This is a genomic window from Jiangella alba (assembly GCF_900106035.1).
Taxonomy (GTDB): domain Bacteria; phylum Actinomycetota; class Actinomycetes; order Jiangellales; family Jiangellaceae; genus Jiangella; species Jiangella alba.
In genome coordinates this window covers 387,722-407,785 of sequence record NZ_FNUC01000004.1, presented here as the reverse complement: position 1 = coordinate 407,785, position 20,064 = coordinate 387,722, and the positions used below count along the sequence as shown (strand labels likewise).

Annotated in this window: 16 protein-coding genes; 8 read left to right on the top strand and 8 right to left on the bottom strand. The window is 74.0% G+C overall.

Annotated features, from left to right (window positions below):
* Positions 1 to 16: 16 nt before the first annotated feature.
* A complete protein-coding gene (locus tag BLV02_RS19710; RefSeq protein ID WP_069109774.1) occupies positions 17 to 1,030 on the top strand; it encodes a helix-turn-helix domain-containing protein in 1,014 nt (337 codons plus the stop codon).
* A gap of 4 nt (positions 1,031 to 1,034) precedes the next feature.
* Here the strand turns inward: BLV02_RS19710 and BLV02_RS19705 are convergent, their stop codons facing one another.
* From BLV02_RS19705 to BLV02_RS19695, 3 genes are read right to left on the bottom strand one after another with little or no spacing between them, the layout of a single operon-like run.
* On the bottom strand, positions 1,035 to 1,811 hold the full coding sequence (locus tag BLV02_RS19705; RefSeq protein ID WP_069109773.1) for an ABC transporter permease subunit: 777 nt from the start codon (positions 1,809 to 1,811) through the stop codon (positions 1,035 to 1,037).
* Positions 1,808 to 3,352 (bottom strand): DUF1349 domain-containing protein, encoded by a 1,545-nt coding sequence (locus tag BLV02_RS19700; protein ID WP_069109772.1) that lies wholly within the window; start codon positions 3,350 to 3,352, stop codon positions 1,808 to 1,810. The genes BLV02_RS19705 and BLV02_RS19700 overlap by 4 nt, the downstream gene beginning before the upstream one ends.
* Positions 3,349 to 4,080: an ATP-binding cassette domain-containing protein gene (locus BLV02_RS19695; protein WP_069109771.1), complete on the bottom strand. Its 732-nt coding sequence runs from the start codon at positions 4,078 to 4,080 to the stop codon at positions 3,349 to 3,351. The genes BLV02_RS19700 and BLV02_RS19695 overlap by 4 nt, the downstream gene beginning before the upstream one ends.
* A 110-nt stretch (positions 4,081 to 4,190) precedes the next feature.
* Here BLV02_RS19695 and BLV02_RS19690 point away from each other — a divergent pair, with 110 nt between their 5' ends.
* Together BLV02_RS19690 and BLV02_RS19685 are read left to right on the top strand one after the other, a co-directional pair.
* On the top strand, positions 4,191 to 5,378 hold the full coding sequence (locus BLV02_RS19690; RefSeq protein WP_069109770.1) for a sensor histidine kinase: 1,188 nt from the start codon (positions 4,191 to 4,193) through the stop codon (positions 5,376 to 5,378).
* Entirely contained in the window at positions 5,375 to 6,043 is a 669-nt protein-coding gene (locus BLV02_RS19685) for a response regulator transcription factor (protein WP_171906662.1), read from the top strand. The genes BLV02_RS19690 and BLV02_RS19685 overlap by 4 nt, the downstream gene beginning before the upstream one ends.
* A 21-nt stretch (positions 6,044 to 6,064) precedes the next feature.
* On the opposite strand, the gene BLV02_RS19680 is transcribed toward BLV02_RS19685, so the two are convergent.
* Complete coding sequence (locus BLV02_RS19680) at positions 6,065 to 9,778, bottom strand: S8 family peptidase (RefSeq protein ID WP_069109769.1); 3,714 nt, start codon at positions 9,776 to 9,778, stop codon at positions 6,065 to 6,067.
* A gap of 243 nt (positions 9,779 to 10,021) precedes the next feature.
* On the opposite strand from BLV02_RS19680, the gene BLV02_RS19675 reads away from it, so the two are divergent.
* Entirely contained in the window at positions 10,022 to 13,150 is a 3,129-nt protein-coding gene (locus BLV02_RS19675; RefSeq protein ID WP_069109768.1) for a BTAD domain-containing putative transcriptional regulator, read from the top strand.
* Here the strand turns inward: BLV02_RS19675 and BLV02_RS19670 are convergent.
* From BLV02_RS19670 to BLV02_RS19655, 4 genes are all read right to left on the bottom strand, one after another.
* Positions 13,134 to 13,877 (bottom strand): ABC transporter permease, encoded by a 744-nt coding sequence (locus BLV02_RS19670; protein WP_069109767.1) that lies wholly within the window; start codon positions 13,875 to 13,877, stop codon positions 13,134 to 13,136. The genes BLV02_RS19675 and BLV02_RS19670 overlap by 17 nt on opposite strands.
* Positions 13,874 to 14,812, bottom strand: a complete 939-nt coding sequence (locus BLV02_RS19665; protein WP_069109766.1) for an ATP-binding cassette domain-containing protein — start codon at positions 14,810 to 14,812, stop codon at positions 13,874 to 13,876. Before BLV02_RS19665 ends, BLV02_RS19670 begins: the two co-directional genes overlap by 4 nt.
* A 77-nt stretch (positions 14,813 to 14,889) precedes the next feature.
* Complete coding sequence (locus tag BLV02_RS19660; protein ID WP_069110236.1) at positions 14,890 to 15,654, bottom strand: ABC transporter permease; 765 nt, start codon at positions 15,652 to 15,654, stop codon at positions 14,890 to 14,892.
* A 77-nt stretch (positions 15,655 to 15,731) separates the two neighbouring features.
* A complete protein-coding gene (locus BLV02_RS19655) occupies positions 15,732 to 16,694 on the bottom strand; it encodes an ATP-binding cassette domain-containing protein (protein WP_069109765.1) in 963 nt (320 codons plus the stop codon).
* A gap of 131 nt (positions 16,695 to 16,825) precedes the next feature.
* Here BLV02_RS19655 and BLV02_RS19650 point away from each other — a divergent pair, with 131 nt between their 5' ends.
* Genes BLV02_RS19650 through BLV02_RS19635 form a run of 4 tightly spaced genes read left to right on the top strand, consistent with a single transcriptional unit; the run spans position 16,826 to position 19,893 of the window.
* Positions 16,826 to 17,416 carry an RNA polymerase sigma factor gene (locus BLV02_RS19650; RefSeq protein ID WP_245737771.1) on the top strand — a complete coding sequence of 197 codons (591 nt, stop codon included), beginning with the start codon at positions 16,826 to 16,828 and terminating at the stop codon, positions 17,414 to 17,416.
* On the top strand, positions 17,413 to 17,676 hold the full coding sequence (locus BLV02_RS19645; RefSeq protein ID WP_216094026.1) for an anti-sigma factor family protein: 264 nt from the start codon (positions 17,413 to 17,415) through the stop codon (positions 17,674 to 17,676). The genes BLV02_RS19650 and BLV02_RS19645 overlap by 4 nt, the downstream gene beginning before the upstream one ends.
* Positions 17,677 to 17,714: 38 nt before the next feature.
* Positions 17,715 to 18,965, top strand: a complete 1,251-nt coding sequence (locus BLV02_RS19640) for an MFS transporter (RefSeq protein ID WP_069109763.1) — start codon at positions 17,715 to 17,717, stop codon at positions 18,963 to 18,965.
* A 49-nt stretch (positions 18,966 to 19,014) separates the two neighbouring features.
* Positions 19,015 to 19,893 carry a hypothetical protein gene (locus BLV02_RS19635; RefSeq protein WP_069109762.1) on the top strand — a complete coding sequence of 293 codons (879 nt, stop codon included), beginning with the start codon at positions 19,015 to 19,017 and terminating at the stop codon, positions 19,891 to 19,893.
* Positions 19,894 to 20,064: the final 171 nt, after the last annotated feature.

The following is a 20,064-nucleotide window of genomic DNA, read 5'->3' as shown; positions in this document are numbered from 1 at the left end:
CGGCTACCGTGGCCGGATGCTGGAAGCCGCGGGCGTCACCGCCGTCGAGGAGCAGGTGTACGGCGCCCTCGTCGACTCGCCCGCCGACACCGCCGCCGCCATCGCGACCCGGCTGGGGCTGTCGTTCGAAGAGACCACGGCGGTGCTCGCGTCGCTCGAGGCGAAGGGGCTGATGAGCCGCACCGCCGACCGCACGCCGCGGTTCCTGGCGACGCCGCCCGACATCGCGATCGAGCCGCTGATCCTGCAACGGCAGGCCGAGCTGCAGGAGACCCGGCGGGCGGTCGACGAGCTGCTGCGCCGCTACCGCGCCAGCCGCCGTCCCCGCGAGGCCGCCGAACTGGTCGAGGTCGTCGTCGGGCGGCCGGCCGTGGCGCAGCGGTTCCAGCAGCTGCAGCGGCGGGCCGAGCGGGAGGTGCTGGTGCTGGTCAAGCCGCCGTTCGCGATCCCGCACGAGGCCAACGACACCGAACTGGACCTCCTCGCCCGCGGCGTCACCGCCCGCGCCGTCTACGAACGGTCGGTCCTCGAGACCGACGGCGGCAGCGCGGCCGTCGCCCGCTACGTCGCCGCCGGTGAGCAGGCTCGTGTCGTCGACGAGCTGCCGGTGAAGTTCGCGCTGATCGACGGGTCGGAGGCGTTCGTGCCGCTGACCCCGGACGACCCGGAGACCGAGCCGACGTTCATGGTCGTGCACCGCAGCGGGCTGCTGGCGGCGCTGATCGCGCTGTTCGAGTCGCTGTGGGACCGCGCGTTCGACCTGTCCGCGCTGACCGCCCGCGCCTCCGGCCGTCCGCCGCGGCTGGCCCCGGCCGACGCGCACCTGGTGTCGCTGCTGCTGGCCGGACTGACGGACAAGGCGATCGCCGGCCAGTTGGGGTTGAGCATCCGGACCGTGCACCGGCGCATCAGCGCCCTGCTCGACCGCGCCCAGGTGTCGACGCGGCTGCAGCTCGGCTGGCACGCCGCCCAGCACGGCTGGCTGGACGGCTACGGCCCGGCGCCTGGCGGCCGCGACGACGTGCCCTGACGCTCTACGCGTCTCGGCGCCGCAGCAGGACACCGCCACCGAGGAGCGCGGCAGCGGCCCAGCCCGCGAGCACGCCCATGCCGGCCCAGGGACTGAGGGGCAGGCCGGACAGCTGGGAGGTGGCCTGGATGGTGAGGCCGGCGTTCGTCGGTGAGATCTGATTCAGGAGGTGTTGCCACCGCGGGTCAGAGACCAGCACGGCGATGATCGGGACGAGGTAGAGCAGGCCGAGCACGACCCCGACGGCGGTGGCGGAGTCCCGCACCGCGGTGGCGATGCCGAGGCTGAGCAGCGCGATCAGGACGAGGTAGAGGATCGAGCCGGCGACCGCCCGAAGGGTCGATCCGTCGGCCGGGGACAGCGGGGCGTAGCCGTGCGCGGGCGTGAATCCGTTGCCAGGCAAGATCTGCCCCGCGGCCACGATGGCCCCGAGGACGCCGATGGTTCCGGCCACCAGCGTCACGCCGGTGAGGACGGCCGCCTTGGCGGTCAGGACCCGCGCCCGGCGCGGCATGGCGGCGAGGCTCGTCCGGATCATGCCCGTCGTGTGTTCACCGCTGATCGCCAGCACGGCCTGCACGGCCACCAGCGCCTGACTGACCTGGACACCGGCGAGGCCGACGCGGGTGGCGTCGTAGCCGCAGTCCGACGACGAGCAGGTGACGAGGGCGGCGACGGCGGCGCTCAGCGCCACCGTCACCGCGGCGACGCCGAGGAGCAGCCATCCGGTGGCCGGGGAGGTGCGCAGTTTCGTCCACTCCGCGTGCAGTTCGCGCCTCATGCGTCGCTGCGGTGCAGCCGGACGGCGGCCAGTCCGAGAGCCAGCGCCGTGTAGGCGCCGAGCACCGCGAAACCGAGCCAGGGGGCGAGCGGGTAGTAGCCGGTCGACGGTGCGTAGTGGCCGATCACCTGGGGGTAGGCCGGGATGCTCTGCTGGATCGCGAATCCGGCGGCGGGGGTGAGCCGCATCAGCCAGGCCGCCGCACCGTCGGGGACGACGGAGCCGACCGCCAGGAAGTAGGGCAGCACCAGTGCGGCGACGCCGACGGTGACGGCGACGACGCTGCGCCGGAGCAGCATGCCCAGGGCGAGGGCGAACACGGCGGCGACGGCGAGCAACGCGGCGGTGCCGACGACGACGCGCAGGTCGGTGAGCTGAGGCGCCGGCAGGATCTGGATGCCGTTCGCGCGCAGGATCCGGGTGCCGAGGGGGACCGTGACGGCGGTGGCGGCCAGCCCGGCGGCGAAGGCGGCCACGCCGATGACCACCGCCTTCGCCGCCAGTGCCCGGCTCCGCCGCGGACTGGCCAGCAGGGTGGAGCGGATCAGGCCCCGGCGATACTCGGTGGTGCTGAACATGGCCGCCACGACGATCACGACGACCAGCCCGGCGAACACGCCGGTGAGCGTGCGCTCGACGGGGGCCGCGCCGGCGTCGCCGAGGGGCGCGATGTCGCCGGCTCCGGACACCGTGAGCGTGTCACCGGACGGGACGAACCCGTTCGGGCGGTGGTCCCGCTCCCAGGCGGTCTGCCCGCCGTCGTCGGCCACCTCGATGCCGCTCCACGCGTCGAGGGGAGTGGACCCCTGCACCTCGACGCGATCGAAGACGGCCGTGGCCTGGGTGAAGCGGCACTCCTCGGCGCTCCCGCCGAGGCTCGAGCTCACCGTCAGGTCGCAGGGGGAGGCGACGAAGAGGCCCACCTGGACGTCGTCCGGTAGTCCCTTCAGCTGGACGGTGTCGATGCCGGTCCAGCGGACGCCGTCGGCCGACTCCTCGCCGGTGAGCGTGTCCCCGGCGCGGGTCAGCCGCAGCCACCGCGGGGACGTGGCCGACGCACCGCCGGGGCGGCCGGCGGTGTCGTGGGTGAAGTCGTGCTGCATGCGCGCGCCGTGATCGCCGGTCAGCATGACCGCCGCGTAGGACGATCCAGGCTCGGTGCCGTCCTTGATCATGATGCCGGCCTTCGCCCATGGCACGACGCCGTCGACGATCTCGTCGTGGCCGGGTGGGGGATAGGTGATGATCCCGGTCAGCGAGGTGAGCCGCACGGTGATCGTGCCGTCTCCGGTCAGCGGCTGGTGGACGAAGTAGAAGCCGTCCTGCACCGCCTCGCCGCCCGGCCCCACCGGTGCGGCGGGGCAGTCGTCGTCGTTCGGGCCACCACACGAGGCGCGGTCACCCGACGCGATCAGCAGACCGAGCGCCACGATCACCAGGGCCGCGGCGGCCATGGCGATGCTCCAGCCGCGCACCGTCCAGAGCTTGGTCCATTCCGCCCGCAGCAGGTGGACGAACCCGCTGGCGCCCCGCGTCCTCATCGCGGCCCCCCGCGGAACTCGACCGCGTCCCGGGTCAGCTCCAGGTAGGCCTCCTCCAGCGTCGTGTGACGCCCGATCAGGTCGGCCACACCGGTGTCGGCGACGACCCGGCCCCGGCCCACCACCACGACGTGACCGGCGACGTCCTGGAGTTCGCTCATCAGGTGGCTGGACACCAGGACGGCACGGCCCTCGGCGGCCAGAGACCGCAGCAGGCCGCGGATCCACACCATGCCCTCCGGATCGAGGCCGTTGAACGGTTCGTCGAGCATGAGCACCGGCGGGTCGCCGAGCAGCGCCGCGGCGAGCCCGAGACGCTGGCGCATGCCCAGTGAGTACTCACCCGCCCTGCGCCGGGCCGCCTGCCGCAGCCCGACCAGGTCGAGCACCTCGTCGACCCGGCGTGCGCCGAGGCCCTGGGAGTGCGCCTGCCACAGCAGGTGGTGACGGGCGCTGCGGCTCGGCTGTACGGCCCCCGCGTCCAGCAGCGCGCCGACGTGGCGGTACGGGGAACGCAGCGTCCGATACACCCGCCCGGCCACCAGCGCGCTGCCGGACTCCGCGGCGTCCAGGCCGAGCACCACCCGCATCGTCGTCGACTTGCCGGCACCGTTCGGGCCGACGAAACCGGTGACCCGTCCCGGCCGGACGGTGAACGTCATCCCGTCGAGCGCGACGGTCGACCCGAAGCGTTTGCGCAGGTCCTTGACTTCGATGGTTGCTTGCATGGGTCAGTTGTAGGGAGCCGGGCATCACGCGAGCCGAACGCGACCCGTCATGGCGGTGTTAGGTCGGACGCGAGATCCTGTCAGCGCCGGCACGCAACGAAAGGGCGCCGATGAGCAAGGCACGGGCCTCGGCCCTGCGGGGCAGCACCGTACGGCTGCGCTACACCGCCATGTACGTGGCGTTGTTCTTCCTGTCCGGGACCGCGCTGCTGGCCATCGCCTACCTGCTGAGCCTCGACGACGTCAGCCGGACGGAGCCGCTCGACGACCCCGCGTCGCGGCCGTCCGCGCTCGCGCAGGCGCAGGCGCGCATCGGTGAGCTGGAGGCCCAGCTCTCGCAGGTCCAGGCCGACCAGTCCCATCGCCTGCTGACCGGTTCGGCGATCGCCCTCGTGGTCATGGCGGTCGTCTCGATCGTGCTGGGCCACCTCGTCGCGGGCCGGGTGCTGCGCCCGTTGCGGACGATCACGGCGGCGACGCAGCGGATCACGGCCGACAACCTGCACGAACGGCTCGCGCTGGCCGGCCCCGCGGACGAGGTCACCGACCTCGCGGGCACCATCGACGGCCTGCTCGATCGACTGGAGCGCTCGTTCACGGCGCAGCGCCGGTTCGTGGCCAACGCCTCCCACGAACTGCGTACCCCGCTGGCGACGATGCGCGCGTCGCTGGACGTGGCCGTGGCCAAGCCGGAGCCCGCACCGGCGCAGACCGTGGTGCTGGCCGACCGGATCCGCACCGAGCTCGACCAGGTCGACCGGCTGCTGGAAGCCCTCCTCACCCTCGCTCACGCCCAGGTGGGTGCGCCGGCCGACTCCGTGCCGGTCTCGCTCGGCCGCGTGACCGCTGCCGCCCTGCACGCCCGGGCCGCCGACATCGCCGGCAGACAGCTCACCGTCGACGACCGCGACCTGCAGGCCGGCGCCTGGACGCAGGGGAACGAGACACTGCTGTCCCGTATGGTCGACAACGTGATCGACAACGCGATCACTCACAACCGGGCCGGTGGCTGGATCCGGGTCGAGACCACCGCCCACCCCACGTCCGCGATCCTCGCGGTGGAGACAGGCGGCCAGGTGCTGGCCCAGGAGCAGGTCGCGGCGCTGGCCCAGCCCTTCCGCAGGCTCGGCGTCGAGCGCACCGGCTCGGACACCGGATCCGGTCTCGGGCTCTCGATCGTCGCCGCCATCGCGTCCTCGCACCACGGCCGCCTCGACCTGCGGGCCCGGTCCGAAGGCGGGCTCCGCGTCACCATCACCCTGCCGTCGACCCAGGCGCCGGCGGGAGCCCGGGCATGAGGGTCCTGGTGGTCGAGGACACCCGCGCCCTCGCCGCGGTCATCGCCGAGGGCCTGCGCGACAACGGCATGGCGGTCGACCTGGCCCACGACGGTGTCGAAGCCGCGGCCAAGCTCGACCTGAACGCGTACAACGTCGTCGTCCTCGACCGTGACCTGCCCGGAATCCACGGCGACGTCCTGTGCCAGATGATCGCCGGCAGCGAGGCCCGGGCGATGATCCTCATGCTCACCGCGGCCGGTTCACCCGGCGAGCGCGTCAGCGGCCTGACCCTCGGAGCGGACGACTACCTGACCAAGCCCTTCCACTTCCCCGAACTGGTGCTGCGCATCCGCGCCCTCGCCCGCCGCCAGTCCTCGGCTCGCGCCCGCACCCTGTGCGCCGCGGGCATCGAGCTCGACCCCGTGCGCCGCACCGTCACCCGCGACGGCGGCCGGCTGGAGCTGTCCGTCAAGGAATTCGCCCTTCTCGAAGCGTTGCTGCGCGCCGCCCCCGCCTACCTCAGCGCCGAAGACCTGCTCGAACAGGTCTGGGACGAACACGCCGACCCCTTCACCAACACCGTCGCGGTCACGATCAGCCGGCTCCGCCGCAAGCTCGGCGCACCCCCGGTGATCGGCACGACACCCGGCGTGGGCTACCGCATCATCGACACGCTGTCCTAGCCGCGCGGCGGCCGGACCGACTCAGCGCAGGCCGTAGGCGCGCAGCACCGTCTGCTCGATCCTGTTCCCGTCGCCGTCCCAGGCCTCGACGCGCAGGGCGACGGCGTCGGCGCCGCGTACCGGGTCGAGCAGGGCGGAGTAGACCGCGCCGCGGCGGGTGACGCGGGCGGGGTGCCAGGTGGCGCCGTCGTCGTAGGAGGCGGAGAGACGCAGGCCGCCGCCGGTGACCGGGTCGGCGTCGGCCTGCTGGTGCACCGTCAGCGAGACGCGGGTGCGGGCCCGCGAGCTGACCGCGCCCCACTGGTCGACGTCCACGTCGTAGTCGACCTGGAGCAGGGGCAGCGGCTCCCGTGCGCCCGCATCGGGCCGCGACGACGCGAACGTCCAGGCCGTCCGGGTCGACGTCGAGCGCTGCCACCAGGGGGCGGTGCGGTCGACGTCGAGCTCGAGCCGGTACGACGCGGGCGACGGCGACGCGGGCCAGGTGCCGTACACCCCGTCCCGCGAGGCGACCAGTGAGCCGTCGCGGTAGAGCCGCGCGGCGGCGGTGTCGTACGACGTCTCGTCGCCGTTGCGGTCGCTGCCGTCGAGGAACGAGCGGATCAGGATGGTGAACTCGTCGTCCGAACGGAACCCGGGCATGCCGAACTGGCCGTAGTGGTCGGTGTCGAGCGGCACGCCGGGCCGGACCACCGGGCCGAACCACGACCGCGGGTCGGACTCCCCGGCCGAGTACGTGCGCTCGCCCTCGATCATGCCCGCGACCAGCAGCTGTTGCGCCCACACGAACTGCTGCCAGCGGGTGTCGCCGGGCGTGACCCACTCGTCGCGGTGCGACGGCAGCAGCACCTCGCGCGGGCTGCGGATGGAGAAGTTGTCGTACGGGCGGAACGCGTGCCGCGCCTCGTTGCCCCGGTGCTCCGGCCCGGTCGCCACATAGGTCGACTCCAGCGACGCGAGGTCGCGCGGCCGCACCTTCTCGACCAGGCCGGACGGGATCGCGCCCGGCCACGACTGCATGAGGTCGTACAGATACGGGCTGACGGCGACGCCGTCGAACTGGACGACGGGCAGGCGGTCGAGCAGCGCCGCGCCGTCGGCCTGCGAGACCGTCACCACCGGGATCGTCGTGCCCTCGGCGACCCACTGCAACAGCCATCCCGGCCGGTCGTGGTGCATGATCATCGCCGAGGCGCCGGCCGCCGTCACGGCCGCGACCTGGTCGTCGATGGAGATGTCGTCGGAGCGGCGGACCAGCGCCGCGGCGCCGGCGAGGTCGCGGCCGGCCAGCTCGGCGGGCGTGCCGGTGCCGGCGTCGACCACCGGGTAGCGGTGCCGGCCGTCGACCCGGGGCGAGCCGACGGCGTACTCGTGCGCCAGTTCGCGGCCGCCGGCCCGCAGCGTCAGCTCCGGCGCGAACAGCTCCCACAGGCTGGAGAACTCGAACGTGCCCCGCTCCACCTGCTCGGTCGGCGCGGCGTACGCGACGTCGATGTACTGGTCGAGCATGTACTTGAGGTTGAACATGTGGTTCTCGGAGCTGCGGTACCAGCCGAGGGTGAGGCCCTGGTGCTCGGTCGGCCGAGGCGTGTCGACGGCGACGCGGGTGGCGGTGCGCCCGTCCAGCACGAGGTGGGTGTCCTCGGTCAGCTCCAGCTCGGTGTCGCCGACGATCGCCACCTCGCGCGCCTGCTCGCCGGACTCGTCCGGCGTGAACAGCACCCCGAACAGGCTGTACGTGCCCGGCGGCACCCGGAACACGGCCGGCCCGCTGCCGCCGCCCTTGCGGCCGAAGAACCCGGTGCCCGACCAGTCGGTGTCGAGGTTCCACAGCTCGGCCGAGCTGGCCCCGACGGCCGGCGCGCCCTCGTGGTCGATGCCCTCGATGGTCACCTCGATGGTCCGCTGCTCCTTCGTGGCGCCGACGACGGTGTGGACGACGACGCTGCCGTCGGCCGAGCGGGCGGTGACGCGGCCGCCGTAGACGTCCGGGTCGCCGACGTTGGGGTCGAACGTGACGTCGACGCTCGCGCTGCCGCCCGCCGGCACCGTCACCGACGCGGCGCTCAGCGCCAGCATGCCGGATGGCGCGGGCGTGCCGGTCGCGCCGGTCAGCGTCGCGTCCAGGGCCAGCACCACGGGCTCGGCGCCGTCGTTGGCGTACGTGACGGCGTGCGTGACGACCGGGTCGGTGCCGTCGTGCGGCCAGTCGTAGACGCCGAGATCGATGACAGCGGTGTCGGCGAACGTCGTCTGCGTGACGGCGCGCGCGGCGTCGAGGCGCCCGGCGCCCTGCTCGTAGACGGTGTACTCGTCCAGCTCCTGCGCCGACTGCACGAGCGCGCGCTTCAGCTGGTCCGCCGCCCAGTCCGGGTGCCGCTGCAGCAGCAGCGCGGCCGCGCCGGACACGTGCGGCGTCGCCATCGAGGTGCCGTCGAGGCTGGTGTAGAGGTCGTCGACGGGGTCGCCGAGCGACGTCCCGGTCGCCCGCGCCGCGACGATCCCCACGCCCGGCGCGGTGATCTCCGGCTTGATCGCGTGGTCGCCGAGCCGCGGGCCGCGGCTGGAGAACGAGGCCAGCACGTCGGACTTGTCGACGGCGCCGACGCTCAGCGCGGCGTCGGCCACGCCCGGCGCCCGGACGGTGGTCGCGCCCGGCCCCTCGTTGCCGGCCGCCGCCACGAACAGCGTCCCGCTGGCCGCCGTCAGCTCGTTCACCGCCTGGCTGAGCGGGTCGGTGCCGTCGCTGACCTCGCTGGACAGGCTCATGCTGACGACGTCGGCGCCCTGCGCGACGGCCCACTCCATGCCCTCGATCAGCCACGAGTTCTGGCCGCTGCCGTCGTCGCCGAGCACCTTGCCGATCAGCAGGTCGGCCCCTGGAGCGACGCCGACGCGGGCGCCGTCCGACCCTGCCCCCGTCCCGGCGACGGTGGCCGCGACGTGCGTGCCGTGCCCGTTGCCGTCCTGGACGGTCGAGCCGGAGAAGTCGGCGGCGCCGGTGACCTGGCCGGCGAGGTCCGGGTGGGCGGGGTCGTAGCCGGTGTCGAGCACGGCGACGGTGACGCCGGCGCCGTCGTACCCGGCCGCCCACGCCTCGGGCGCGCCGATCTGCGGCACGCTCTCGGCCAGCGCCGGCCGGACCTTCGCGTCCAGCCAGATCTTCTCGATCGACGGCGCCGCCCGGCGGGTGGTCTCGGCGCTGGGCAGGTCGGCGGCGACGTCGGTCCAGAACGCGGGCAGCTCGGCGGCCGGCGCGGACACCGCGACCGCGCCCACGCTCTCCAGCGTGGCGGTGACGACGGCGTGTTCGGGCGCGGGCGGTGCGGCGGCCCGGGCGGTGGCGTCCCCGGCGTACGTGACGATCAGCGGCAGCGCGTCGCCGGTGTAGCCCTGCTCGATCAGCCCGGTGACGTTGAACAGCTCGCGGTCCAGCGACCCGGCGGCCAGGTACGGCTCGGCCTCGGCCGGGATGGCGTAGAGGCCCTCCGGCCGCTCGACCACCTTGAGGTTGCCGCGCCCGGTGCCCGGCGCGGGCAGCGCGGTGACCGCGTGCCGCCCGTCGGCGGCGGTGTCGACCCGCAGCCGGTGCCCGGTCACGAGCGTGACGGTGACGCCGTCGGCCACCGGCCGGGGGAGCGGCGCCGGCGGGGCCGGGTCCGCGGCGCCCGGTGCGGCGGCCGCGACCAGCAGCGCGGCGGCACAGACGGCGAGCAGGGGACGAGACCGGCGCATGGGACCTCCCGGGCAGAGGCGCCGAAAGGCGGCGCGGATTCTCGGAGCCTAGGGGCGCGCGGCCGCCGCTGCCGAGAGGGCGACGCTGGCCGATGGACGCCATGGCAGAAACCCGCCACGGCCGTCGGCCGGTCCGCGCGTGGGTGGGTGGGGTCGCCGGTGGGAGGGACGCCGGCGTCCCCACCCGCTCGCTCGCTGGTCCGCGGCGGCGGTCGCGGGGATGCTGCGTGGCAAAATCGGCGGGTGCAGGTCGCCATGCTCGGATCGTTCGAGCTCCGTACCGACGACGGCCGGGTGGCCGACGTCTCGGGCGCGCGGTTGCGGGGGCTGCTGGCCGCCCTCGCGCTGGAGGCCGGTCACGTCGTCCCGAAGGCGACGCTGCTGGACTGGATCTGGGCCGCCGACCCGCCCGCCGACGCCACGAACGCGCTGCACCGGCTGGTCTCGCGGCTGCGCAAGGTGCTGCCCGACGGCGCCGTCGAGGGGCATCCGGACGGGTACCTCCTGCGGGCCGGCCCCGACGCCGTCGACGCGGTGCGGTTCGAGCGGCTCGTCGGTCGGGCCCGGGCCGCCGAGGACGTCCTGCGGGTCCAGCTGCTGCGCGAGGCGCTCGGGCTGTGGCGCGGCGCGGCCCTGCAGGACGTCGCCCTGCCCGACAGCGCGGCGTTGCAGGCGGCCGCCACCCGGCTCGACGGGCTGCGGCTGGCGGCCATGGAGGAGCTGTTCGACGCCGAGATCGCGCTCGGTCACGGCGCCGGCCTGGTCGCCGAGCTCACCGACGCCGTCGCCGCGCAGCCGCTGCGCGAGCGGCTGGCCGGCGCGCTGATGCGGGCGCTGGTCGCGGCCGGGCGCAACTCCGAGGCGCTGCTGGTGTTCGAGCGCACCCGCGAGGCACTGGCCGACGCGCTCGGCGTCGACCCCGCGCCGGAGCTGTCCGCCCTGCACCTCGCCGTGCTCCGCGGTGAGGTGGGCCGCCGCGACGACGACCGGAAGACCAACCTGCGCTCCGAGCTGACCAGCTACATCGGCAAGGGCGCCGACGTCGCGGCCGTCCGCGGCCTCGTGGCCGAGCACCGGCTCACCACCCTGATCGGGCCGGGCGGGTCGGGGAAGACCCGGCTGGCCACCGAGACCGGGCGCACGCTGCTCGACGACCTGCCCGACGGCGTCTGGCTGGTCGAGCTGGCCGCCATCGGCGCCGACGGCGACGTCGCTCAGGCGACGCTCGCCGCGCTCCGGCTGCGCGACTCGCTGCTCGGCGACGCACCGGACGCCGAGCCGGCCGACCGCGTCGTCGCGGCGCTGCGCGAGCGGGCGATGCTGCTGGTCCTGGACAACTGCGAGCACGTCATCGAGTCCGCGGCGACGTTCGCGCACCGCGTGCTCGGCGAGTGCCGCCGGGTGCGCATCCTCGCGACCAGCCGCGAGCCGCTGGGCATCACCGGCGAGGTGCTGTGGCCGGTCGCGCCGCTGCTGCTCCCGGCCGACGGCGCCGAGGCGGGCGCCATCGAGGCGTCGCCGGCCGTCCGGCTGCTGCTGGAACGGGCCCGCGCGGTGCGCCCCGATCTCGTCGCCGACGCGCCCACCCTGGCCACGCTGGCCCGGGTCTGCCGGGCGCTGGACGGCATGCCGCTGGCGATCGAGCTGGCCGCGGCCCGGCTGCGCACGATGTCGCTGGACCAGCTGGCGCACCGGCTCGACGACCGGTTCCGCCTGCTCACCGGCGGCAGCCGGACCGCGCTGCCGCGGCACCGCACCCTGCGCGCGATGGTCGACTGGAGCTGGGAGCTGCTCACCGGCCCCGAACGCGCCGTGCTGCGCCGGCTGTCGGTGTTCTCCGGCGGCGCGAGCCTCGACGCGGCCGAGCGGGTCTGCGCCGGCGGTGAGGTGGAACCGGGCCAGGTCCTCGACCTGCTCACCCAGCTGACGGAGAAGTCGCTGGTGGTCGCCGAGGGCGAGCGCTACCGCCTGCTCGGCACCATCAAGGAGTACGCCGAGCAGCGGCTCGCGGAGGCCGGCGAGGCCGTCCGCACCCGCCGGGCGCACCTCGACCACTTCACCGAGCTGGCCGAGACCGCCGAACCGCGGCTGCGCCGCGCCGACCAGGTGCAGTGGCTGGCCGTCCTCGAGGCCGAGCACGACAACCTCGGCGCGGCGATGCGCGACGCGCTCGCGGCCGGCGACGCGGCGGCGGCCATGCGGCTCGCGGCCGGCGCCGGGTGGTACTGGTGGCTGGCCGGGCACAAGACCGAGGGCCTGGAGCTGATCACCGCGGCGACGGAGCTGCCCGGCGAGGTGTCCGACGCGGTCCGGGCCACGGTCTACGCCATCATCGTGCTGTTCGTCTCGACCGGGCCGGGCGACGAGCATCAGGCGGCGGAGTGGATCCACCGCGCCTACGAGGCGAGCCGGGACGTGCGGGGCGGCCACGCGGCCATGGGTCTCGTCGGCGCGATGGAACGGCTGCTGCAGGGGCCGGAGGCGGCGCTGACCGCGTTCGAGCCGGTGCTCGACGACGACGATCCCTGGGCCCGGGCGCTGGCCCGGCTGCAGCTGGGCAAGCTGCGGGTCGTGAGTGGCCAGGCCGGGCGCGACGCCGAGACGTACCTCGAGACCTCGCTGGCCGAGTTCCGCGCCATCGGCGAGCGCTTCGGGATCTCCTTCGCGCTCACCGAGCTGGCCGATCTCATCGCCACCCGCGGCGAGCTGGCCCGGGCGTGCGCGTACTACGACGAGGCCGTCGCGGCCGTCGCCGAGGTGGGCGCCGTCGACGACGTCATCCGCATGCGGGCGCGCCAGGCCGAGCTGTACTGGCAGCTCGGCGACGAGGACTCCAGCGCGGCCGCCATCGCCGAGGCGCAGCGCCGGGCCGACGGTGTGACGTGGCCGGGCACGCTGGCCGCGCTGGCCCTCTCGAAGGCGGAGCTGGCCCGCTGGCGCGGCGACGCCGAGGACGTGCACCGGCAGATCGACGTGCTGCGGTCCGTGCTGGGCGAGGAGGCGGAGCTGCCGTACATCCGCGCGCCGATCCAGAACCTGCTGGGCTACCTCGCCGACGATCTCGACACCGCCCGTGAGCACCGTGCGGCGGCCTGGGCGTCGGCGGCCGAGGCGGGGCACGCCCTGGTCGTCGCGGGGGTCCTGGTCGGGGTCGCCGACCTCGCGGTGCGCCGCGAGCAGTACGAGCAGGCCGCTCGGCTGCTGGCGGTGAGCGCCGTCGCCCGCGGGCTGCCGAACGGCACGCACCCGGACATCGTCCGGATCGAGCGCGCCGCGCGGAGCCGCCTCGGCGACGCGCGGTACGCCGAGGCGGCTCAGGAGGGGATGCGGGCGGACTGGCAGGAGCTGGCCGAGGTCACGCTCGCTTGCTGAACGTCGACCGGGCCCACACGTAGCCGACCACGGCGATGCCGACGCACCAGGCGATGGCCGGGATCACGTCGCCGGCCGACGGCGTACCGGCCAGCAGCCCGCGCAGGGTCTCGATGATCGGCGTGAACGGCTGGTACTCCGCGAACTCCCGCAGGCCCGGGCCCATCTTGTCGGCCGGCACGATCGCGCTGCTGAAGAACGGCAGCATGACCAGCGGCACCGCCGCCATGCCCGCCGTCTCCGGCGACTTCGCCGACAGCCCCAGCGCGACGGTGAACCAGCCGGCCGCGGTGGCCAGCAGCACGATCATGCCGACGGCGCCGAGCCAGTCGAGCGCGCTCGCCGACGCGTCGAAGCCGAGCAGGAAGGCCACCCCGACGAGGGCGGCGATCGCGATCAGGTTGGTCAGCACGCTGGTGACGACGTGGCCGGTCAGCACCGCGCCACGGGAGACGTCCATGACCTTGAACCGGTTGATGACGCCCTTCGTCATGTCGGCGTTCACCGCCGTCGCGGTGCCGCCCAGCCCGTAGCAGACGGCCATCAGCATCAGCCCCGGCGTGGCGTAGTCGACGTAGTCGACGCCGACGCTGAACGCGTCGCCGAGCATGTACACGAACATCAGCATCAGCACGATCGGCATCAGGACGGCGTTGAACACCGAGGTGGGGTTCCTGGTGAGGTGCTTGAAGTCGCGGCGCAGCATCACCATCGCGTGGGCGGTCATGTCGTGGGCACCTCCGTGGCGTGGCCCGTCAGGGCGAGGAAGACGTCGTCGAGATCGGGGGTCTGGACGGAGAACCCCTCGGCGCTGAGGGAGTGCTCGTCGAGCCGGTCCAGCAGGGCGCGCAGCGAGGTCGTGCCGCCGTCGCTGGGCACCCGCAGCGTCAGCGTCTCGTCGTCGCGGGTGGCGTCGGGGAAGATCCGCGCGCCGGAGTCGAGCTCCGCGGCCGAGGCGAACCGGAGCTGGACGTGGGTGCCGGGGAGCCGGCGCTTGAGCTCGTCGGGCGTGCCCTGGGCCACGATGCGGCCCTGGTCGAGCACCGCGACCCGGTCGGCGAGCTTGTCGGCCTCGTCGAGGTACTGGGTGGTGAGGAAGATGGTGACGCCGTCGGCCACCAGGTCGCGGACGATCGACCACATGGTCCGGCGGCTGCGCGGGTCCAGGCCCGTCGTCGGCTCGTCGAGGAAGATGATCCGCGGGCTGCCGACCAGCGTCATCGCCAGGTCGAGCTTGCGCCGCATGCCGCCGGAGTAGGTAGAGGCGGGCCGCTGCGCCGACTCCACCAGGTCGAAGCGCTCCAGCAGGTCCGCGATGATCCGGGTGCCGTCCTTCGCGCGCACCGGGCTGAGGTCCACCATCAACTGGAGGTTCTCCTCGCCGGTCAGCAGCTCGTCGACCGCGGCGAACTGCCCGGTGACGCCGATGGCGCGGCGCACCGGCCGGGGCTCGGCCGCGACGTCGTGTCCGGCGACGCGGACCGTCCCGCCGTCGGCACGCAGCAGTGTGGTGAGGACGTTGACCGTCGTCGTCTTGCCCGCCCCGTTGGGGCCGAGCAGGGAGAAGACCGTGCCGGCCTCGACGTCGAGGTCGATGCCGTCCAGCACGATCGTGTCCCCGAAGGCCTTGCGCAGGCCCGAAACCTCAATCGCCTTTGTCATGCCTCCACGGTCGGCGCTTCGTCTGACACCGACCTGACATGCGTCTGTCACGGCCGCTGACGCCGTGACGCCCGAGGTCAGACGCGGCGGCGCAGCGCCCAGACGGACAGCGGGGCGAACACGGCGGCGATGGCGGCCGCCCAGATCAGCGACTGCACGGCGGGCGTGGTGGCGGATGCGACGTGCCACTCGGTGCCGATGGTGTCGTCGCCGACCATGAGCGCCCGGCACGCGTTGGACAGGATGGTGACGGGGTTGTTCTCGACGATCGGCTGCAGCCAGCCCGGCATGGTGCTGGTGGGCGCGAAGACGTTGCTGACGAACGTCACCGGGAACAGCGCCGTGAAGCCGAACAGCTGCACCTTCTCAGGGTCCTTCGCCACCACGCCGACCAGCACCGACACCCACGAGAACGCGAGCGCGAACACCAGCAGCAGCCCGACGGCCGCCAGCAGCGACCAGACGTCGGTGCCGATGCGGAAGCCCAGCGCCATGCCGATGGCCAGCAGCAGGAAGATCGACCACGCCTGCTTGACCTGGTCGGCGAGGATGCGCCCGGACATCGGCGCCCAGCGCGCGATGGGCAGCGAGCGTAGCCGGTCGAACACGCCCTTGGTGAGGTCGGTGTTGAGTCCCGTGCCGACGTACATGGTGATGAAGAGCATGTTCATGACGATGATGCCGGGCAGCGCGAACGTGAGGTACTCGCTGGTCGACCCCGCGATGGCGCCGCCGAACACGTAGGTGAACAGCAGCACGAACATGATGGGCTGGATGCTGTAGTCGCCCAGCTCCCACGGGTTGTGCCGCACCTGCACGATGGTGCGCCAGGCCAGTGTCATGGTCTGCCGGATACCCTCGCCGACGCCGACGCGCGGACTCAGCTCGGCCGGTGCGGGGCGGGCCGCGGTGACGGTGCTCATGCCGGCCTCCCTTCGGACTCGATCTCGTCCTCGACCGGTCGCCCGGTGAGCGAGAGGAACACCTCGTTGAGGCTGGCGCCGCGCAGTGTCAGCTCCGTGACCAGCACCCCGGCGTCGTCGAGCCGCCGCACGACGGCCGGCAGCACGGCGGGGTCGCCGACCGGCGCGGTGACGCGCGGGCCGTCGATCTCCGGCGTGGCCTTGGTCAGCTCGGCGACGACGGCGGTGACGACCGGCAGCTGGGTGTCGTCCTCGGGACGGACGACGAGGGTCTGTGAGCCGGTCTTCGCCTTCAGTTCGTCGGGCGTGCCGGCGGCGATGACGCGGCCGTGGTCGATGACGGTGATCTCGTCGGCCAGGGCGTCGGCTTCGTCGAGGTACTGGGTGGTCAGCAGCACCGTGACGCCGCCGGCGACCAGGCCGCGGATCAGCGACCACAGCTCGGCGCGGGCGCGGGGGTCGAGGCCGGTGGTGGGCTCGTCGAGGAACAGGATGGACGGCCGGCCGACGAGGCTGGCGGCGAGGTCGAGCCGGCGCCGCATGCCGCCGGAGTACGTCTTGGCCGCGCGGTCGGCGGCGTCGGTGAGGTCGAACTCGGCCAGCAGTTCCCGGGCGCGCTGCTTCGCCGCCGGCCGCGGCACCCCCAGCAGCCGGCCGATGAGCAGCAGGTTCTCGGTGCCGGTGAGCATCTCGTCGACCGCGGCGTACTGCCCGGTGAGGCCGATGAGCTGACGGGCCTGGTGCGCCTGCCGGACGACGTCGTAGCCGCCGACCGAGGCGTGGCCGTCGTCGGGCCGGAGCAGCGTGGCGAAGATGCGCACCGCCGTGGTCTTGCCGGCGCCGTTGGGGCCGAGCAGCCCGAGCACGGTGCCGGTGCGCACGGTGAGGCCGACGCCGTCGAGTGCGGTGGTCTCGCCGAAGCGCTTCACGAGCCCTTCGGCCTGGATGGCGTGGTCCATGGGGAACCTCCTCGTTCCACCTGGCAGAAGACCAGCATGCCGCGTACCACCGACAATGTCGGTGGCCGATGCGATGCTGATGCGGTGCCGCCCCCGCGCTGCCGCCCGACCCCGAGCTCGCCGGCCTCCTCGTGGCCGGCGACGAATCGGCGTTCGCGCAGGTCGTCGAGGCGTGGTCGCCGGGCATGGTGCGGCTGGCGCGGGTGTACGTGTCCACCGACGACTCCGCCGCCGAGGTGGTGCAGGAGGCCTGGCTCGGCGTCGTCCGCGGCATCGCCACGTTCGCCGGCCGGTCGTCGCTGCGCACCTGGGTGTACCGCATCGTCGCCAACACCGCGCAGCGCCGCGGCGGCCGCGAGGCACGGACGGTGCCGGCGAGCGCCGTCGGCGGCGACGGCTCCGATCCCACCGTCGACCCCGCCCGGTTCGCCCCGCCCGGTCATCCGCACGCCGGGCACTGGCAGCGGCCGCCGTCACCGTGGCCCGAGCAGGCGCTGCTCGCGGCCGAGGTCCGGGCCGAGGTGGCCGCCGCCGTCGCCGGGCTGCCGGCCCGCCAGCGGGTCGTCATCACCCTGCGCGACGTGCACGGTTACGACGCCGCCGAGGTGTGCTCGATACTGGACATCTCGGCGGCGAACCAGCGGGTGCTGCTGCACCGGGCCCGGGCCGCCGTCCGGGCCTGCCTGGAGCGGTACCTCGCCGACGGAGAGGAGGCGCCGTGACCGAGTCGCTGAACGAGCCCGTCGACCACCTCGCCTGCAACGAGCTGGTCGAACTGGTCACCGCGTTCCTCGAAGGCGCCCTCGACCCCGCCACGGAGCGGCGCGTGGTCGACCACATCTCGCTCTGCGACGGCTGCGACCTCTACGTCGACCAGATCCGTCAGACCACCGACGTGCTGGCCGGGCTGTCCGGCGGCCAGCCGCTGTCGCCCGCCGACCGCGACCGGCTGCGGGCGGCGTTTCGAGATTCCTCCGGCTGACGCGTAACGTCCGGCCGGCCCGCCGACACTGAACGGGCATGCCGAACCCCACCGCGTTGCGGCGCCGCCTGCGTCCGCTACAGCTGGCCGTCGCCCTGCAGGCGATCCTGCTCTGGGTGCCGATCGAGAAGCTGTTCCTCGACGAGATCGGCTTCGATCCGATGACGGTCGGCATCATGACCGCCGTCTACGCGGCCATGGTGCCGCTGATCGAGATCCCGTCCGGCGTGCTGGCCGACCGGTGGAGCCGGCGGTCCGTGCTGCTCGTCGGCACCGCCGGGCTGGCGGGGGCGGCGTTGCTCGGCGGCCTGAGCACGGGCGTCCCGCTGTACCTGGTCAGCGCGATGTCGCTCGGCGTCTACTTCGCGATGTCGACCGGCACGCTCGACGCCGTCGTCTACGACACCGTGCTGGAGGAGACCGGCAGCAGCGACCTGTTCGAGCGCACGATCGGCCGGGTCCGGCTGGTCGAGAGCGTCTCGCTGGTGGCCAGTTCGCTGGCCGGCGGCTGGCTGGCGGGCGTGCTCTCGCTGCGGTCGACCTACTACCTGACCGTGCCGTTCATGCTGCTGGCGGCCGTGGCGCTGCTGTGGTTCCGGGAGCCGCGGCTGCACGAGACCGGCCGGCCGGAGTCGCTGCGCTGTCACCTGGCCCAGACCGCCCGGATCCTCGGCGATCGCGGCCAGGTGCTGCCGATCGTGGCCGCGATCGTGCTGGCCGCCGGGACCACGTCGCTGCTGTTCGAGTTCGGGCCGCTGTGGCTGGTCGCGCTGGCCGTGCCGGCCGTCGCGTTCGGGCCCTACTGGGCGGCGCTGACCGCGGCGTTCGGCTTCGCCGGGGTGCTGGCCGGGCGGGTGCGGCTGGACTCACCGCGGGTGACGGCGGTCGCGACGGTACTGCTGGCGGCGACCGGGCTGGTCCTGACCACCGGCGCGTCGGCCGCCTTGATCGTGCCGGCGCAGGTGCTGATGGCGGTGCTCACGATCCTCGCCGGCATCCACCTGTCGAAGCTGCTGCACGACGCGGTGCCCTCGACCGTCCGCTCGGGGGTCGCGTCCGGTGTGAGCGCGCTGTCGTGGATGGCGTTCCTGCCGGTCGCACTGGTCATGGGCGCCGTGATCGACGGCGGCGGCACGCGGCCGGCCGGCTGGCTGGTGGTCGCGACGGCGGTCCTGACCGGCGTCCTGCTGGTCGGCCTGGCCCGCAGGTCCGCTCGGCCCGCTCGGTCCGCGGTGTCCGAGCCGGCAGCGTGCGACGAGGCCGCGGCCGAGCTCGTCGGCGCCCGCTGACGTCCGAAACGTTCAAGCCGGGCGGGCCCGGGCGCGGGAGCATGGCGGTATGGACCTCACCGCCGCTACCGCGTTCCTCGCCGGTCACGCCCGTCAGCTGGACCGGCTCCGGTTCGAGCTGCTGACCGGGGCCGGCAACCGTACGGCGACGCTGGCCGCGCTGGCCGGCTATCGCAACCCCGACGGCGGCTTCGGCTGGGGCCTCGAGCCCGACCTGCGCTCGCCGGAGAGCCAGCCGCCGGCCGCACTGCACGCGTTCGAGGTGCTGGCCGAGACCGGGGCCGGCGACGCCGGCCTCGCCGGTCCGCTGTGCGACTGGCTGGCGTCGGTGACGCTGCCCGACGGCGGGGTGCCGTTCGTGCTGCCGGTCACCGTCCCGGGCGGCACCTCGCACTGGTGGATCGGCGCCGACTCCACGACGTCGTCGCTGCAGATCAGCTCGGCCGTCGCCGGCCAGGCCCACCGCGCGGCGCGGCTCGACCCCGTCGTCGCCGCGCACCCGTGGCTGGAGCGCATCACCGACTTCTGCCTGCGCACCATCGCCGCCACCGAGCGGCCGAGCGCCCACGAGCTGATGTTCTCGCTGATCTTCCTCGACGCCGTCCACGACACCCGGCCCGAGGCGGCCGCCCAGCTGGAGCGGCTGGGCGCGCTGGTGCCGTCCGACGGCGGCATCCCGGTCCAGGGCGGCATCGAGGGCGAGGCGATGCACCTGCTCGACCTGTCGCCGGAGCCCGGCCGCCCGCTGCGCGCGCTGCTCGACCCGGCCGCCGTCGAGCGCGACCTCGACCGGCTGGCGGCGCTGCAGCAGGACGACGGCGGCTGGATCGTCGACTTCGACTCGTCGTCGGCGGCCGGCGCGCTGGAGTGGCGCGGCTACCGGACGGTGTGGGCGGCGCGGATCCTGCTCGCCCACGGCCGCGACTGACCCGTCACCCCCCCGAAGTCGATCGTGGAGAAACCGTAGAGCTGGTGGGTGAAATGCCCGATTGATACCACCGTGACGCCAAGGTCAACTTCGGGGATGGCGGATGGTGGCGTCGACGCTTCCGGCAGGTTCTGGTGCGTTCCGCGCAGCGATGGGGGAGGGATTCGAGCA